This is a genomic window from Micromonospora eburnea, assembly GCF_900090225.1.
Classification (GTDB): domain Bacteria; phylum Actinomycetota; class Actinomycetes; order Mycobacteriales; family Micromonosporaceae; genus Micromonospora; species Micromonospora eburnea.
Map to the genome: position 1 here is coordinate 2,703,190 of NZ_FMHY01000002.1, position 15,719 is coordinate 2,718,908.

Sequence of the window (15,719 nt, forward strand, 5' to 3'; positions counted from 1 at the left end):
AGGGGGCCCCTCTTAACCACGCTCATGGAGCACCCGGTCCAGGTGTGGCCCAGAGTGTTAAGAAGGGGCCCTTCCTCTACCGAATGCGTTAAGAAGGGGCCCTTCCTTACCGGCGGTCGCGGCCGTCGCCGTCCCGATCCCGGCGTACGGTCGCCTTGCGGCCCTTGATGGTGCTGCCGCGCAGCCCCCGGATCACCTCGTCGGCGACCGCGTACGGGACCTCCACCAGGGAGAACCGGTCGGCGATCTCGATCGAGCCGATGTCCCGCCCGCTGACCTGGGTCTCCCCGGTGATCGCCCCGACCAGATCCTGCGGGCGCACCCCGGCCCGCCGGCCCAGGCCGATGAACACCTGGGTCGTACCGCCGGGGCGGGGGCGTCCCGCGGGGCGTCGCTCCCGGCCCTCGTACCCGCGCTGCTCCCGCGGCGGGCGGACCGTGACCTGCGGGATCTCCTCCTCCTCGTCGGCTGTGCCGGGGAGGGTCGCCTCGTGGGCCAGCCGCACCGCGGCGAGCGCGACCTCCATCATGTCGAACTCGTCGGTCAGAGACTCCACGATCGCCCGGAACGGCTCCAGGTCGTCCTCCAGCAGCGACTCCCGCAGCGCCGCCTGGGTCAGCTCCAGCCGCCGGGTCCGCAGATCCGCCACCGTCGGGATCTTGTCGACCGTGATCCGCTGGCCGGTGACCCGCTCGATGGTCTTGAGCATCCGATGCTCGCGCGGCTCCGCGAGGGTGATCGCCACGCCCTCCCGGCCGGCCCGGCCCACTCGGCCGATCCGGTGCACGTACGACTCCGGCGCCGAGGGGACGTCGTAGTTGACGACGTGGCTGAGCTGCTCGACGTCCAGCCCGCGGGCCGCCACGTCGGTGGCCACCAGCAGGTCGGCGGTGCCCGAGCGCAGCCGGCCCATCACCCGGTCCCGCTGCTCCTGGCTCATCCCGCCGTGCAGCGCCTCGGCCCGGTAGCCCCGGCCGTTCATCGTCTCGGTGAGTCGGTCCACCTCCTCCCGGCTGCGGCAGAACACGATCGCCGCGGTCGGCGACTCCACGTCCAGCACCCGGCCCAGCGCGGCCGGTTTGTGCGCCCGCGCCACGATGTACGCGCTCTGCCGCACCCGGGGTGCCTCGCCGGCCACCGGCTGCTCGCGTTCGATCTGGATGCGCACCGGGTCGGTCAGGTGCTGGCGGGCCAGTCCGTCGATACGCGTCGGCATGGTCGCCGAGAAGAGCACCGTCTGCCGTTCGGCGGGGGCGTGCTCCAGGATCGCCTCGATGTCCTCGGCGAAACCCATGTCGAGCATCTCGTCGGCCTCGTCCAGCACCACCGTGGCCAGCGAACCCAGCCGCAGGGTGCCCCGCGCGATATGGTCCAGCGCCCGGCCCGGCGTCGCCACCACCACGTCCACACCCAGGTCGAGGGCGCGCAACTGCCGGCCGATCGGCTGGCCGCCGTAGATCGGCAGGACCCGGGTGCCGAGGTCCTTGCCGTACCGGTGGAACGCCTCGGAGACCTGCACCGCCAGCTCCCGGGTAGGCACCAGCACCAGCGACGTCGGATCCCCGCCCGTGCGTTCGTCGGGCATCCGCTGTAGCAACGGCAGGGCGAAGGCGGCCGTCTTGCCCGTGCCCGTCGCCGCCTGCCCAAGCAGGTCCCGGCCGGCGAGCAGGGGTGGGATCGCCTCCCGCTGGATCGGGGTGGGCTCCTCGTAGCCGAGCGCGGACAGCGCGCCCAGCAGTTCGGCGCGCAGCCCGAGATCCGCGAAGGCGGGCGCCGCGTCGGCGTCGTCGGGGATGGTGGCGTCGGTGGGCGTTGGTGCGGAACTCATGCGCCAAGCCTTTCATCACCGCCGGCGGGCGGTCGCGGCGACCGGCACAACCGTCGGCCCGGCCACGTTCCGGGGGCTGGGGTCAGCCCGCCTCGAACGGTACGCGGGCCTCGGCGAGCAGCGCCGGACCGGCGTACGCGACCGGGGTGGGCGCCGGTGCCGGACGCAGCGCCGCCAGTTGCTCGGTGCTGAGCGCGTACACCACCCGGCCCAGGCCGGAGCGCTCGATCGCCGTCGCACACATGCCGCACGGCTGGCAGCTCGTGTACATGGTGGCGACCGCGGCCGCCTCGGCGCCCAGTTCCCGGGCCGCCCAGCGGGCCAGCTTCAGTTCCGGATGCGCGGAGATGTCGTCGTCGGTGCGCTCGGTGTTGACCTCCTCGGCCAGCACCCGCCCCTCGGCGTCGACCAGCAGCGACCCGAACGGGCCATCCCCCGCTTCCCCGGCGACGGCGGCCAGTTCGATGGCCCGGCGCAGGTGGCGTTCGTCGGTCTCGGTCAGCACGCTCATGCCGTCACCTCGCTGCGCTCGGCGTCGTCATGAGGCATTACCGCGCTGTGTTGATGATTCGCTCGCTGACGCTCGCTCATGCCGTCGCCTCGCTGCGCTCGGCGTCGTCATGAGGCATTACCGCGCTGTGTTGATGATTCGCTCGCTGACGCTCGCTCATGCCGAGAGCATCCCCCATGGGGCGTCGTGGCGCACCTGTGACGATTAGCCTGGCGTCGTGCGTACGGTCGAACTGCTCTGCTCGCCGGAGCTGGAGGGGACGGTACGGGCCGCCTGGCACCGGCTGGCCGAGGCGGGGCTGCCCAGCCTGGCGCGCAACGCCCACCCCACCAACCGCCCGCACCTGACCCTTGCCTCGGTCGACGAGTTTCCGCCCGGGGCCGAGCAGCGCCTCGCCGACCTCTGCGCCGCGGTGCTGCCCCTGCCCGTCCGGGTCGACCGGGTGGCGGTGCTCGACGGGAGCGCCCCGCTGGTCTGGCTGGTCCGGCCCGCGCCGCAGCTGATAGCCCTGCACGGCGCGGTCTGGGACGTGCTCGCCGAGGCACCCGGCCCGCGCCCGTGGCACCTGCCGGGGCGCTGGATTCCGCACCTGAGCCTGGCCCTGCGGTTCCGGGACGGCGACCGGCGCAGAGCCCGGGCGGTGGCCGGGCTCGACCGCCCCGCCGGGGAGTTCGTCGCGGCGCGCAGCTACGACAGCGACACCCGGACGGTCAGCGACCTGGCCCCGGCGGGCCCTCTCCTGCCCAGCTGATCCGGCCGGCCCGCGCCGTTCGTCGCGTGCCACCATGGGGCATGACCACGACCGGCACCGACGGCCGCTCGCTGGCCGGGCTCGCCGCGCTGCTCGCCGACCGTACCCGCGCCAGCTTCTGCCTGGCGCTGCTGGACGGGCGGGCCTGGACGGCGGGGGAGCTGGCCCGGTCCGCCGGAGTCGCCCCGTCGACCGCGAGTGACCACCTCACCCGGCTGGTGCGCGGCGGGCTGCTGGTGGAGGAGCGGCAGGGCCGGCACCGGTACGTCCGCCTTGCCGGCCCGTCGGTCGCCCAGCTCGTCGAGGATCTGGCCGGCCACGCTCCCGCCCCGCCGGCCCCACCCCGCACGTTGCGCGCCGTGTCGGCCGCCGCCGCCCTGGCGTACGCCCGGACCTGCTACGACCACCTGGCCGGCCGGCTCGGCGTGCTGGTGTACGACACGCTGCTGGCTCGGGGTGTGCTGGACCGGACGGGCGGGCCGGCGGTCACGCCGGACGGGGTGGCGTGGCTGGCCGGGATCGGCGTGCCGGTCGAGCCGCTGCGGGCCGGTCGGCGACCCCTGGTCCGCGAGTGCCTGGACTGGACCGAGCGACGCCCGCACCTGGCCGGGGCGCTCGGCGCGGCACTGTGCCAGCGCTTTCTCGATCTTGGCTGGACGGTACGTGGCACCGGCCGCGCGATCCGCCTCACCCCGGCCGGCCGCCCCGCCCTGGCCGCCGCCCTCGGCATCGCCCCGGCCGAGCTGGCCCCGCCCCGCGACACCGCGGCCCATCGCGCCTGACGCCCACCGCCACCACACCTGGCCGCCTTTGGTCGGCTTCGGGCGATGATCGACTCCGCTTCCCGCAGATGGCGGTCACCGGGCCGACCGAGACGACCACATGCCGCACACGGCGGCGATCAAGCCGGACCACCCCGGTGGCGGTGGGTCGGGACAGTTCGGCCGGGGCCGAAGGAAATGGGGCCTACGGTCGGGCGATGAGTTGGCCGTCGATAGCTGCCCCGCCCGACACGCCCGCGTGCGGACCGCCCGTACCCGTCGACGGCGGCTGGGTGGTCACCCGGCACGCCGACGTGCGTGCGGTGCTCACCGACCCGCGTTGCGTGGTGCCCGCCGCGTCCGGCGGGCCGCCCGGGACCCTCGCCTGGCTGCGCGGGACGGTCAGCCGGTTCAGCGACCCGGACCGGCACCCCGCCCGCCGGGCGATCGGCACCGCCGCGCTGGCCGGCCTCGATCCGGACGAACTGCGCGCGGCGGCCGCCCGGATGGCCGAGGAGTCGCTGAACGGCCTCACCATCCCGCCGGGCGGACCGGACAGCGCGGCGGATCAGCCCGCATCGGCCCGGGTCGACGTGATGGCCCGGCTGGCGCGGCGCGTACCCCTTGAGGTGCTGGCGGCGCGGCTGGGGCTGGCCGATCCGACGGCGGCCGGGCCGGCGGTGGTGACGGTGGCCGCTGCCTACCACCCCGGCGCGGACCCGGCGGCGGTGGCGCGTGCCGACGGGGCGGTGGCAACGCTGCTGGCGATGTCGCCACCGGCCCCGCCGGAGGTCGCCGCGAACCGGATCGGGCTGCTGGTCCAGGCCTGCGACGCCACGGCCGGTCTGATCGGTGCCGCCGCCCGGCACCTGCCCGCCGCGCCGGCGAGCGTGTCCACCGGCGACCTGCTGGCCGAGGTGCTGCGCCTCGACCCGCCCGTGCGGGCCACCCGGCGGGTCGCCACCGCCGCGCTATGTCTCGGCGAACGGGGGATCGAACCCGACGCCGCGCTGCTGCTTCACTTCGGCGCGGCCAACCGCGATCCGGTCGTGTTCGCCGAGCCGGACCGCTTCCGGCCCGGCCGCTCCGGCGGGTCACTGACCTTCGGCACCGGACCCCGCGGCTGTCCGGGCGAGCGGCACGCCCTGGCCCTGGCCGGCGGCGTGGTCGACGTGCTGCGCCGCCGCTGCCACCCCACCGCGGCCACGATCGAGTACGCGCCGCACCCCACCCTCCGCATCCCCACCAGCATCGAGGTGACCGTCCGATGACCGAGCGCGCCGCCGCGTTCCACGCCCTGCACCGGCCGGGCGAGCCGTTGCTGCTGCCCAACGCCTGGGACCACGCCTCCGCCGCAGCCCTCACCGCGCAGGGGCACCCGGCGGTCGGCACCACCAGTCTCGGGGTCGCCGCGGCCGACGGGAAGCCGGACGCGGCCGGAGCCACCCGGGCCGAGAACCTCGATCTCGCCCGGCGGCTCCGCGACCTGCCCGTCCTGCTGACCGTCGATGTCGAGGGCGGCTTCAGCGACGAGCCGGCAGCGGTGGCCGACTACGTCGGCGAGTTGGCCGCGCTCGGTGTGGTGGGGGTGAACCTGGAGGACGGCCGTCCGGACGGCTCCCTCGCGCCTCCGGAGCTGACCGCTGCCAAAATCGCCGCGATGAAGACCGTCGTGCCGGGTCTCTTCGTCAACGCCCGTACCGACGCCTGGTGGCTCGGGGTGCCCGAGCCGCTGGACGATGCCCTGCTCCGGGCTCGGGCGTACCGGGAGGCAGGGGCCGACGGCCTGTTCGTTCCCGGTGCGCCGGACGACACCGTCGGGCTGCTCGCCGCGGAGGCCGGCCGGCCGTTGAACGTGTTGTACCGCCCGGGTGGGCCCGGCCTGGCCGAGTTGGGCCGGCTCGGGGTGGCCCGGGTCAGCACCGGTTCCCTGCTGTTCCGGGCTGCCCTCGGCGCGGTGCTGGCGGTCGCGGACGCGGTGCGCGCGGACCGGCCCGGCGACCTGCCCGCCGTGCCCTCGTACGGGTGGGTGCAGGAGTTGACGGGGCGATTCGGTAGCTGACGCTCTGGATAAGGCGGCCTGTCTTCCTTAGGGGGGAATAGGAGGATTGTTCGGGGAACTGCCAATCTTGATGGTTACGGTGTGTCCAGGTTTAAGTCACGCCGTGTCCTGCCGGGAGAGGGGACCCGACCATGCGAGTGCCCAGCGGAGGCTCTGGCCCGCAGTCCGGGCCCGCCGTCGCGTCCACCGCTCCCAGCCGCCGGTTGCCCTCGGCCGCCGGCCGTCGTCCGGGCCCCGCGGCACCCGACCTGGCCGCCTACCGGGCGGCGGTGGCGGAGCTGCTGGTCGAGCTCGGTGCCCTGGCGGATGCCCCGTCGACCACCGCCCGTCAGGTGCTGCTCGACCAACGGCTGCGCGAGCCGGCCATCGCCGCCGTCCTCGACGCCACCCCGCAGGGGCTCGTCGGCGCCCGGGAGACCCTGCTGTTGGAGCTGGCCCGCCACCAACTCGACGCTCACGGCGCGGCGCACGACCTCACCGCGCTGGTCCGCATCTACCTGCTCTCCCGTATCGACGCGATGTGGTGGCGGGACACCCCGGCCCTCCTCACCGACCAGCAGGTCGACAGCAGCGTCGACCTGGTCGACCTGGAGTGGCTGCGCCGGCGCGGCCTGCTCGCCTTCTGCTACCAGGAGCAACCCGTGACCCTCGCCGGCCGTGGGCTGCGCGCGGTCCGGCGGAGGCTGCTGCCGGGCGCGACCCCGCGCACCGCCGGGCTGAGGTTCCGCCGGGCCCGGCGCGAGGTGGTGGCGCTGCTCAACGACATCGGTCGGGAGTTCGCCCTGGCCACCCCGCCGGCCACCCCGCCGCTGTGGGTCACCAGCCTGGCTCGCAGCGCCGAGCACCAGCTCCGGCTGCGCCGCCTCGGGTACGCGAGCATGGTGCCCAGCAGCCACTGCCTCGGCTGGGCGGCCGACCTGGAACTGACCTGGTTCCGCCGCTTCGGCACCCGCGACACCCTGGCCGACCTGCTGCTGGCCCGGCAGGAGGCCGGTGAGATCAACGTGGTCGACGAGGGCCAATACTGGCACGTCTGCCTCGCGCCCGCCGCCCGTCGCCGGTTCCGCCGGGCGTACGAGGCCGAGCTGGGGGTGTGAGGAGCCGCCGCGCTTGACTCTGACACCGTGTCAGGGACGAGCGTGAGGGGGCCATGTTCACCATCGGAGAGTTCGCCGCACTCGGCCGGGTGTCGGTCCGGATGCTTCGGCACTACGACGGCATCGCGCTGCTCCGCCCGGCCGTCGTCGACCCGCACACCGGTTACCGGTACTACCGGGCAGCGCAGTTGGGCCGGCTCAACCGGGCGATCGCCCTGAAGGACCTGGGGCTCACCCTGGACCAGGTCCGGGCCGTCCTCGACGACGAGGTCGACTCCGCCGAGCTGCGCGGAATGCTGCGGTTGCGCCGAGCCCAGCTCGCGGCGCAGGTCGCCGCCGACACCGCCCGGCTGGCCAGGATCGAGGCGAGGCTCCGGATGCTCGAAACGGAGGATCGGATGACCACCGAGGACGTCGTACTGAAGGAGATTCCGGCGGTGCGGATCGCGGAGCTGACGGCCGTCGCCGCCAGCTACCAGCCGACCGACATCGGCCCGGCGATCCAACCGCTCTACCCGGAACTGTTCCGCCGGCTCGACGAGGCGCACGTCCGCCCGACCGGACCGGCCATCGCCTGGTACGAACCCGAGGGCGGCGGGGAGATGGTCGTCGTGCACGCCGGGGCGACCGTCAGCGTCGACTCGGGAGCCGCCCGGGACTTCGCCATCGTCGACCTGCCGGCGGTCCCCACCGCCGCGACCCTCGTGCACCACGGGTCGATGGACGAGGTCGAGGCCAGCATGCAGGTGCTCGCCCGCTGGATCGAGGAGAACGGCTGGCGGGCCGAGGGGTACGCCCGCGAGGTCTACCTCGAATACTGCCAGGGGGAGCCGGAGAAGGGCGTGACGGAACTCCAGATCCCGGTCTCCCGCCGCTGACGCCGGGAACGCGAGGTCCGATCGCCGCCAGCACCCGCCGGGGGAGGCGGGCCAGGCTGGACGTGTGACGACGCGAGACGGGTACCTGATCCAGCCGATGCCGGCCGCGGCGTTGGCCGCGGTGCGACACGCCGGCCGTGATGTGTCCGGCCAGCCGCCGCAGCGGTTCACCGCCGAAGGGGGTGAACCACTGCGCTGCTGCCTGCGCGACGGCGTCGTGGGCGAGCCGCTGCTCCTCTTCGGGTACGCCCCGCCGCTCCCGGCCGGCCCGTACCGGGAGGTGGGGCCGGTCTTCGCCCACGACGCCGACTGTCCCGGTCCGGCCCACGGCACGGGGTATCCGCCCGAATGGCGGGGGCGACCCCAGGTGCTCCGGGCGTACGACCACCGGGGCCGGATCGTGGGCGGCCGGCTCCACGACGGCGGCGACCCGGAGGCCGTCATCGGCGAGCTGTTGGCCGATCCGGCGGTCGATCGCCTGCACAGCCGCAACGTGGTGTACGGCTGCTTCATGTTCGCCGTGCTGCGGACGGGAGGCCGGTGAGTGGGGGCGTGACCGGCGGTGGCCCGGGTATCAGCCGGGCGTGAGCGGACTGGACGCGCTCGTGGTGGGGCAGGTGTGCCGGGATCTCGTCCTGCTGGTGGACGAGGTGCCCGGCCCCTCCCGTACGACACCGGTGCGCCGCCGGCGGGAACTGCTCGGCGGCAAGGGGGCCAACCAGGCCGTCGGGCTCGCCCAGCTCGGCGTACGGGTCGGTCTGCTCGGCGTGGTCGGGGAGGACGAGGTCGGCGACCGGCTGCTGGGCCAGGCCCGCAGCGACGGGATCGACGTCGCCCCGGTGCTGCGCCGGCCCGGCACCCCCAGCGCGCTGATCGTCGACGTGGTGGACGCCCGGGCCCGGTGGCGCTACCTGGAGGACATCCCCGAGGCGACCCTGCTGACCGAGACGGACGTGACCGGGGCGGCCGAGGCGCTGGGCGCCGCTCGGGCCGTACTCGTGCAGCTTCAGCAGCCGCTACCGGCGGCGCTCGCGGCGGCCCGGTATGCCCGTGCGGCGGGCCGGCTGGTGGTGCTGGACGGCGCGCCGGACGACCCGGGCGGCGGCGCGGAGCTGCTCGCCCTGGCCGACGTGCTGCGTGCCGACGCCCGGGAGGCGGGCCTGCTCGTGGGCGACCCGCCGAAGGACGCCGAGTCCGGCCTGCGGGCGGGCCGGAAGCTGCTCGCCCGGGGCCCCTCGCTGGTCGCGGTCGAGGTGGCGGGGGTGGGGAACGCCTTCGTCTGGCCGGACGACGAGGTCTTCGTGCCGCTGAGCGACACGCCCACCGTGGACACCACCGGCGCCGGGGACGCCTTCGTCGCGGCGCTCACCGTCGGCCTGCTTCGCGGCGACCCGCACGAGCACGTCGCCCGGTACGCGGTCGCGGCGGCCGGGGCGACCGTCGGCCATCCCGGCGGGCGGCCCGCCCTCACCGCCGAGGCGATCGACGCGCAACTGGCCCGCCTCCCCGCCCGCTGATCCGGACGCGGCCCTCGCGATGCCCTGACGGGCCCGGCATCGCCCGGCCGTGTCGGTGGCGTCGGTGGGAACGGGAACTCAGCTCGCTTCGAGGACAAAGAAGATGAAGCACAGAAACGCCGTCCGGTCGCCGAGCTCGGGCGGGAAGAGCTCGCGCGGCGCGTCGGGGGAGACGGGCGGTTCACTGATGACCGAGATACGGAAGCCCGCCTCGGTGAACGCGTCCGTCATAGCGTGCAACGGTCGATGCCAGAACGTCAGGACCGCGTTCTGGCCATTGAAGGTGTATTCCTCGGAATACTGTGCGGTGTCGAAGTAGTCGGAATTCGGAAACGCCACCTCGTAGACGAGGGGATGGTTTACCGACAGAATGAGGCGGCCGCCTGGCTTCAGAACGCGCCGCAACTCGGCCAGGGGTGCCGCCCAGTCCCGCAGGTAATGCAGAACGAGGGATGCGACGACGTCATCGAACGCGCCGTCGGGGAATGGGAGTGGCTGGCTGAGGTCGGCCACGTGCAGCGCCGCGTTCTCGCCCAGCCGCTGCCGCGCCAGCTCGATCATCGCCGGGCTGGAGTCGAAGCCGGTCACGATGGCGCCCTTCGCGCGCAGCGCCGCGGACAGGGGCCCGGAGCCACATCCGGCGTCGAGGATTCGATGACCGTTGACGTCCCCGGCAAGATTGATCATCGCCGGGCGTTCGTAGTAGCCGTTAATGAGGTTGGACTCGTTATCCGTTGAGTAGCTTTCCGCGAAACTGTCATAGTGGTCGGCCTTCACCGCAACATCGTTACCGATGACGCTGGCAATGACAACAATTACTTGACGTTCTCCCGGCGGCATGAATGGCTGGGCCTGCCCAGCTGGGAGTGCTCTTTACGCCCGCACCACGGACGTTCGAGCCGCGTTACCGGCGGATCATCGCCGGCATCAGGGGGCGCGTCGTCGCCGGGCCGGCGGCCACGGGAGGCATCGAAGACCAGAACGCGCCGTACGCTGGGTGACCGTGGACCGCAGGATCTTTGGTCGGCCGCTACGCAGCGTCGCCTTCGACGTCGCCGTCTCCGGGCTGGTGGCGCTCTTCGCCGTCGCCGGGGTCGTCGCCCAGCCCGGCGGCTGGAATGCCACCCTGGTCGGGATCGGGATGGCGCTGGCCCTGCTGTTCCGGCGTACCCACCCGACGGCGGTGGCGGCGGTGGTGGGCGCCATGGCGCTCTCCCAGGTGATCCTCCGCTGGGGCCCGCTCGGCTTCGACATCGCCGTGCTGATCGCCCTCTACAGCGTCATCAAGTACGCCGACCGGCTGCGGGACGGGGTGATCGCCGGAGCCGTGGCCGCGGTCGGGGTGGTGCTGGCCGCGCTCCAGATGCGCGGGCCGGGGCTCTGGTGGGCCAACGCGATCTGGTTCGGGACGGTCACCGGCGTGGTGTGGCTGATGGGGCTGAACGTGCGGACCCGCCGGCTCTACGTGCTGAGCCTGGAGGAGCGGGCGGCCACCCTCGAACGCGAACGGGAGGCGGAGGCCCGGGCGGCGGTGGCCGAGGAGCGTACCCGGATCGCCAGGGAGCTGCACGACGTGGTCGCGCACAGCATGGCGGTGATGATCGTGCAGGCCGACGGGGTCCGGTTCACCATGGACCGCGATCCGGCCACCGCGCGGGAGGCGGCCAAGGTGGTGGCGGACACCGGCCGGCAGGCGCTGGAGGAGATGCGCCGGCTGGTGGGCGTACTGCGGGAGCCGAGCCGGCCGGAGCCGGTGGCCGCGCCGGACGCGGTGGCCGACCCCGACGAGCCGGCGCACCGCCGGCCGGCGCTGGTGGAGCTGCCCGCCCTGCTGGACCGCTTCCGCGCCGCCGGCCTGCGGGTCGGCCACGCCACCAAGGGCGACCCGGTGCCCCTGCCGCCGGGCCTGGAACTGACCGTCTACCGCGTGGTGCAGGAGTCGTTGACCAACGCGCTCAAGCACGCCGGGGTGGGCGCGTCGGTCGAGCTGAGCCTGGACTGGTCCGCGACCACCGTCGTGGTCCGGGCCGTGGACGACGGGCGCGGCCGCCCGGTGGTCCGGCCGGCGCCGTCCGGCGGGCACGGCCTGGTCGGCATGCGCGAGCGGGTCGGGGTGTACGACGGCACCCTCACCGCCGGCCCCACGCTGGCCGGGGGCTGGCGGGTCGAGGCGCGGCTGCCGCTACCGTCGGTGCCGGACACCGAGCAGGGGGAGGCGGCAGCATGACGGTCCGCGTGGTGATCGTCGACGATCAGGCGCTGGTCCGCGCCGGGTTCCGCATGGTGCTGGACTCCCAGCCGGACCTGGCGGTGGTCGGCGAGGCGATCGACGGCGCCGACGCGCTGCGGGTGCTCGACCGGGTCGAGGCCGACGTGGTGGTGATGGATCTGCGGATGCCGACCATGGACGGGGTGGAGGCGACCCGGCGGATCTGCGCACGACCGCCCGCCGGCCGTCCCCGGGTGCTGGTGCTCACCACCTTCGACACCGAGGCGGACGCGTTCGCCGCGCTCCAGGCGGGGGCCAGCGGATTCCTGCTCAAGAACGTCCCGCCGGAGGAACTGCTCGTCGCGATCCGGGTGGTCGCCGAGGGCGACTCGGTGGTGGCCCCGTCGATCACCCGGCGGCTGCTGGACCGGTTCGCCGGCCAGCTCGGCCCCGGCCCCACCGAGGACCCCCGGTTGGCGCAGCTCACCGAGCGGGAACGGGAGGTGCTGCTGCTCGTCGCGCAGGGGCTGTCCAACGCGGAGATCGCCGTCCGGGTGCACGTCGCGGAGGCGACGGTGAAGACGCATGTCGGCCGGATCCTGGCGAAGCTACAGCTCCGCGACCGGGTGCAGGCGGTGGTGCTGGCGTACGAGAGCGGCCTGGTCACCCCGGGCGGCTGACCCGGGGTACGACCTGGGTCGTACGGGTTCACCCGGTCGGGGGCGACCCGGGGCGTACCGAGGTCGAGCGCGCAGGTGGATCTCGATCACGGGTGCCGCCCATAGCGTCGGAGACGTCCGCTGAACGTTTCGAGACGGGGAGCACCACGTGTCCGTCGCACCCACCACGAGCACCGCCACCGGCGTCGCCGTAACCGCCCGTGCGCTGCGCAAGGAGTACGGCTCCGGGCAGTCCCGGGTCGTCGCCCTCGACGGCGTCGACCTCGACCTGGCCGCCGGCCGGTTCACCGCCGTCATGGGGCCGTCCGGTTCCGGCAAGTCGACCCTCCTGCACTGCCTCGCCGGCCTGGACCGGCCCTCGGCCGGCACGGTCCGGATCGGCGACGCCGACCTGGCCCGGCTCGACGACCGCCGGCTGACCCTGCTGCGCCGGGACCGGGTCGGTTTCGTCTTCCAGAAGTTCAACCTGCTGCCGACCCTCACCGCCGAGGAGAACATCGTGCTGCCGTCGGCCATCGCCGGCCGGCGGCCCGACCGGGCCTGGCTGCGGCAGGTGGTGGCCGCGGTCGGCCTCAGCGACCGGCTCGGGCACCGCCCGGCCGAACTTTCCGGTGGCCAGCAGCAGCGGGTCGCGGTGGCCCGGGCGCTGATCACCCGCCCGTGGGTGATCTTCGCCGACGAGCCGACCGGAAACCTGGACTCCCGCTCCGGGGCGGAGGTGCTGCGGCTGCTCCGCGAGGCGGTCGACACCCTCGGCCAGACCGTGGTCATGGTGACCCACGACCCGGTCGCCGCCGCGTACGCCGACCGGGTGGTCTTCCTCGCCGACGGCCGGATGGCCGACGAGTTGCACGCGCCGACCGCCGCGCAGGTCCTCGACACGCTCACCCGTCTCGAACCGGCCCGTGCCGGCGCGCCGCTGGTGGGGCGGTGACCGGCATGCTGCGCCTGACCCTGCGCCAGGTCCGCGCCGACGGGCTGCGCCTGCTCTTCTCCTGCCTCGCAGTCGTGCTCGGCGTCGCCTTCGTCGCCGGCACCCTGATCTTCACCGACGGTATGCGCGCCGGGGCGTACGCCCGGGCCGGCACCTTCGACCGGCACACCGACCTGGCCGCGTACGCCGGGAAGACGCTGCTGCCACCCGACCTGGTCGAGCGGGTGCGCGCGGTCGACGGGGTGGCCGCCGCCGACGGGGAACTGACCGGGACGGCCGGGGTGGTCGGCGCCGACGGCAAGCCGGTGCTCGGCTACGGGGTGCTGGCCGCGATCCCCGCCGACCCGGCCCTCCAGTCGTACGACGTGGTGGCCGGTCGGCTTCCCCGGCAGCCGGGCGAGCTGGTGCTCGACGCCGAGACCGTCGCCGATCAGGGCTTCTCCCTCGGCACACCGGTACGGGTCGGCGGGTCCGCGGGAGCGGCCCGGCCGTACACCCTGGTCGGCACGCTGGACGTGGCCGGCACCTCGCGCGACGTCGGCGGCCCGTACATCGGTCTGGTCGGTGCGGACGCGCTGGCCGTCGCCGGTGTGCCCGGCTACGACCGGATCATGGTGGCCGCCCGGCCCGGGATGGATCGGCAGGCGCTGGCCGACCGGGTCCGCGCGGTCGTCGAACCGGGCGTGACGGTCAAGGACCGGCAGACCATCCTGGACGAGGCCGTCGAGGACGCCGTCCGCGACGGGCGGCAGTTCGGGCTGTTCCTGCTGACCTTCGCCGCGGTGGCGGTGATCGTGGCCGGCTTCGTGATCGCCAACACCTTCGCCATCGTGCTCGCCCAGCGGACCCGGCGTACGGCCCTGCTGCGGATGGTCGGGGCCACCCGGGGCCAGGTCTTCCGGGCGACCCTGGCGGAAGCGGCGTTGACCGGGCTGCTCGCCTCGGCGTTGGGCGTACTGGCCGGCGTCGGGTTGGCCGCGGGCCTCGGCGCGCTGCTGTCCGCGCTGGACGCCCCGGTCGGCGGCGAGTTCTCCGTCACCGCCCGTACGGTGTCGCTCTGCCTCGGCCTCGGCGTGCTGCTCACGATGGTGTCGGCCGCCGTACCGGCGTGGCAGGGCACCCGGGTCGCGCCGGTGGCCGCGCTGACCGACGCCGCCGTGCAGCCCGCCCGGCGGGCCGGCCGGGTACGTCTCGCGGCCGGCGGGGTGCTCCTCGCCGCCGGGGTGGCGGCGCTGGTCGGCGCCGGCGCCACCGGACAGGTGCCGCTGGTCGCCGCCGGTGGGGTGCTGGCCTTCCTGGGCATCGTGCTGTTCGGACCGCTGCTGGTGCCGGCGCTGGTCCGGGTGCTCGGCTGGCCGGCCCGTCGGCTGTTCGGCGCCACCGCCGGGCTGGCCGTGGCGAACGCCGTGCGCAACCCGCGTCGGGCCGCCGCCACCGCCACCGCCATGGTGATCGGGATCGGCCTGGTGTCCGCGTTCGTGGTCGGCGCGGCGAGCGCGAAGGCCGGCATCGAGCGCGCGGTGGACCAGGAGATCGGGGTGGACTTCCTGGTCACCGGGATCGGCACGGAGCTGCCGGCGCCGCTCGCCGGTGAGCTGGCCGCCCGCCCGGAGCTGGGCATCGTGCACGAGCAGCGCAGCCACGTGGTCGACGGCGTCGAGCTGCGGGCCGCCCACCCGGCGCTGGTCCGCCGGACGCTGTCCGCGGTGGACGCGGGCGACCCGGCCGGGCTGGCGCCGGGGACGGTGCTGGTGCACCGCGAGTTGGCCGCCGCCCGGGACTGGACGGTCGGGTCGACGATCACGCTCGCCGGCCGGCCGTTCCGGGTGGCGGCCGTGGTGGCCGCCGAGGAGCCGATTCTCGCCGGCAGTCAGGTGCCCGCCGGGTACGTGGTCGACGTCGTCGACGCCGACTTCACCCGCCTCTTCCCGACCGAGCGGGGCTACCTGGCCGAGGTGGACCCCGCGGAGGGGGTCGCCCTGGACACCGCCCAGGCCGCCATCGAGTCGGTGCTCGCCGAATACCCGACGGTCAACCTGCTGCACCAGGCCGCGTACAAGAAGATGCTCACCGGGACCGTGGACATGCTGCTGACCTTCGTCACCGCGCTGCTCGGCCTGGCCGTGGTGATCGCACTGGTCGGCGTGGCGAACACGCTCAGCCTGTCGGTGGTGGAGCGCACCCGGGAGAACGCCGTGCTGCGGGCGGTGGGGCTCACCCGGGGCAGAATGCGGGCGGTGCTCGCCGTCGAGGCGGTGCTCACCGCGCTGGTCGGCACGCTGCTCGGCATCGCGTTGGGCACCGGTGTGGGCGCCGGCGGGATGGCGGTCCTGGCTCGGATCGGTGCCGACTTCGCCCTGGTGATGCCGTGGGGGCGGCTCGGCCTCGTCGTCGGAGTGGCGGTGCTGGCCGCGTTGGCCGCCAGCGTCCTTCCGGCCCGGCGGGCGCTGTCCCGGCCGGTGGTGGAGGCGCTCGGCGCCGAGTGACCGGA

At 74.5% G+C, this 15,719-nt stretch carries 15 protein-coding genes; 12 read left to right on the plus strand and 3 right to left on the minus strand.

The annotated features are described in order from the left end of the window. Positions 1-106: 106 nt before the first annotated feature. A complete protein-coding gene (locus GA0070604_RS12730) occupies positions 107-1,828 on the minus strand; it encodes a DEAD/DEAH box helicase (RefSeq protein WP_091118149.1) in 1,722 nt (573 codons plus the stop codon). 82 nt (positions 1,829-1,910) lie between these two features. Next, positions 1,911-2,339 carry a nucleoside deaminase gene (locus GA0070604_RS12735; protein WP_244161862.1) on the minus strand — a complete coding sequence of 143 codons (429 nt, stop codon included), beginning with the start codon at positions 2,337-2,339 and terminating at the stop codon, positions 1,911-1,913. A 217-nt stretch (positions 2,340-2,556) separates the two neighbouring features. On the opposite strand from GA0070604_RS12735, the gene GA0070604_RS12740 reads away from it, so the two are divergent. The 8 genes from GA0070604_RS12740 (at position 2,557) to GA0070604_RS12775 (ending at position 9,405) form a co-directional block, all read left to right on the plus strand. Further along, positions 2,557-3,090, plus strand: coding sequence for a 2'-5' RNA ligase family protein (locus tag GA0070604_RS12740; RefSeq protein WP_091118150.1), 534 nt, complete (start codon positions 2,557-2,559; stop codon positions 3,088-3,090). A 41-nt stretch (positions 3,091-3,131) separates the two neighbouring features. Then, entirely contained in the window at positions 3,132-3,872 is a 741-nt protein-coding gene (locus tag GA0070604_RS12745) for an ArsR/SmtB family transcription factor (protein ID WP_091118151.1), read from the plus strand. Positions 3,873-4,069: 197 nt separating this feature from the next. Continuing rightward, positions 4,070-5,122, plus strand: a complete 1,053-nt coding sequence (locus GA0070604_RS12750; protein WP_244161863.1) for a cytochrome P450 — start codon at positions 4,070-4,072, stop codon at positions 5,120-5,122. Next, the gene (locus GA0070604_RS12755) at positions 5,119-5,913 is read left to right on the plus strand and encodes an isocitrate lyase/PEP mutase family protein (protein ID WP_091118153.1); all 795 of its coding nucleotides are present in this window, start codon (positions 5,119-5,121) and stop codon (positions 5,911-5,913) included. The genes GA0070604_RS12750 and GA0070604_RS12755 overlap by 4 nt, the downstream gene beginning before the upstream one ends. Before the next feature lie 131 nt (positions 5,914-6,044). After that, positions 6,045-7,010 (plus strand): hypothetical protein, encoded by a 966-nt coding sequence (locus tag GA0070604_RS12760; RefSeq protein ID WP_091118154.1) that lies wholly within the window; start codon positions 6,045-6,047, stop codon positions 7,008-7,010. Positions 7,011-7,063: 53 nt separating this feature from the next. Continuing rightward, a complete protein-coding gene (locus GA0070604_RS12765) occupies positions 7,064-7,888 on the plus strand; it encodes a MerR family transcriptional regulator (RefSeq protein WP_091118155.1) in 825 nt (274 codons plus the stop codon). 64 nt (positions 7,889-7,952) lie between these two features. After that, a complete protein-coding gene (locus GA0070604_RS12770) occupies positions 7,953-8,432 on the plus strand; it encodes a DUF1203 domain-containing protein (RefSeq protein WP_244161864.1) in 480 nt (159 codons plus the stop codon). Positions 8,433-8,472: 40 nt separating this feature from the next. After that, entirely contained in the window at positions 8,473-9,405 is a 933-nt protein-coding gene (locus GA0070604_RS12775) for a PfkB family carbohydrate kinase (RefSeq protein WP_244161865.1), read from the plus strand. Between the two features lie 78 nt (positions 9,406-9,483). Here GA0070604_RS12775 and GA0070604_RS12780 read toward each other — a convergent pair whose 3' ends face one another. Beyond that, the gene (locus GA0070604_RS12780) at positions 9,484-10,182 is read right to left on the minus strand and encodes a class I SAM-dependent methyltransferase (RefSeq protein ID WP_244161866.1); all 699 of its coding nucleotides are present in this window, start codon (positions 10,180-10,182) and stop codon (positions 9,484-9,486) included. Between the two features lie 220 nt (positions 10,183-10,402). On the opposite strand from GA0070604_RS12780, the gene GA0070604_RS12785 reads away from it, so the two are divergent. The 4 genes from GA0070604_RS12785 (at position 10,403) to GA0070604_RS12800 (ending at position 15,714) form a co-directional block, all read left to right on the plus strand. Then, positions 10,403-11,632: a sensor histidine kinase gene (locus tag GA0070604_RS12785; RefSeq protein ID WP_091118157.1), complete on the plus strand. Its 1,230-nt coding sequence runs from the start codon at positions 10,403-10,405 to the stop codon at positions 11,630-11,632. After that, complete coding sequence (locus tag GA0070604_RS12790) at positions 11,629-12,294, plus strand: response regulator (protein ID WP_091118158.1); 666 nt, start codon at positions 11,629-11,631, stop codon at positions 12,292-12,294. Before GA0070604_RS12785 ends, GA0070604_RS12790 begins: the two co-directional genes overlap by 4 nt. Before the next feature lie 148 nt (positions 12,295-12,442). Further along, entirely contained in the window at positions 12,443-13,228 is a 786-nt protein-coding gene (locus tag GA0070604_RS12795; protein WP_091118159.1) for an ABC transporter ATP-binding protein, read from the plus strand. A 5-nt stretch (positions 13,229-13,233) separates the two neighbouring features. Beyond that, on the plus strand, positions 13,234-15,714 hold the full coding sequence (locus tag GA0070604_RS12800) for an ABC transporter permease (RefSeq protein WP_091127075.1): 2,481 nt from the start codon (positions 13,234-13,236) through the stop codon (positions 15,712-15,714). Positions 15,715-15,719: the final 5 nt, after the last annotated feature.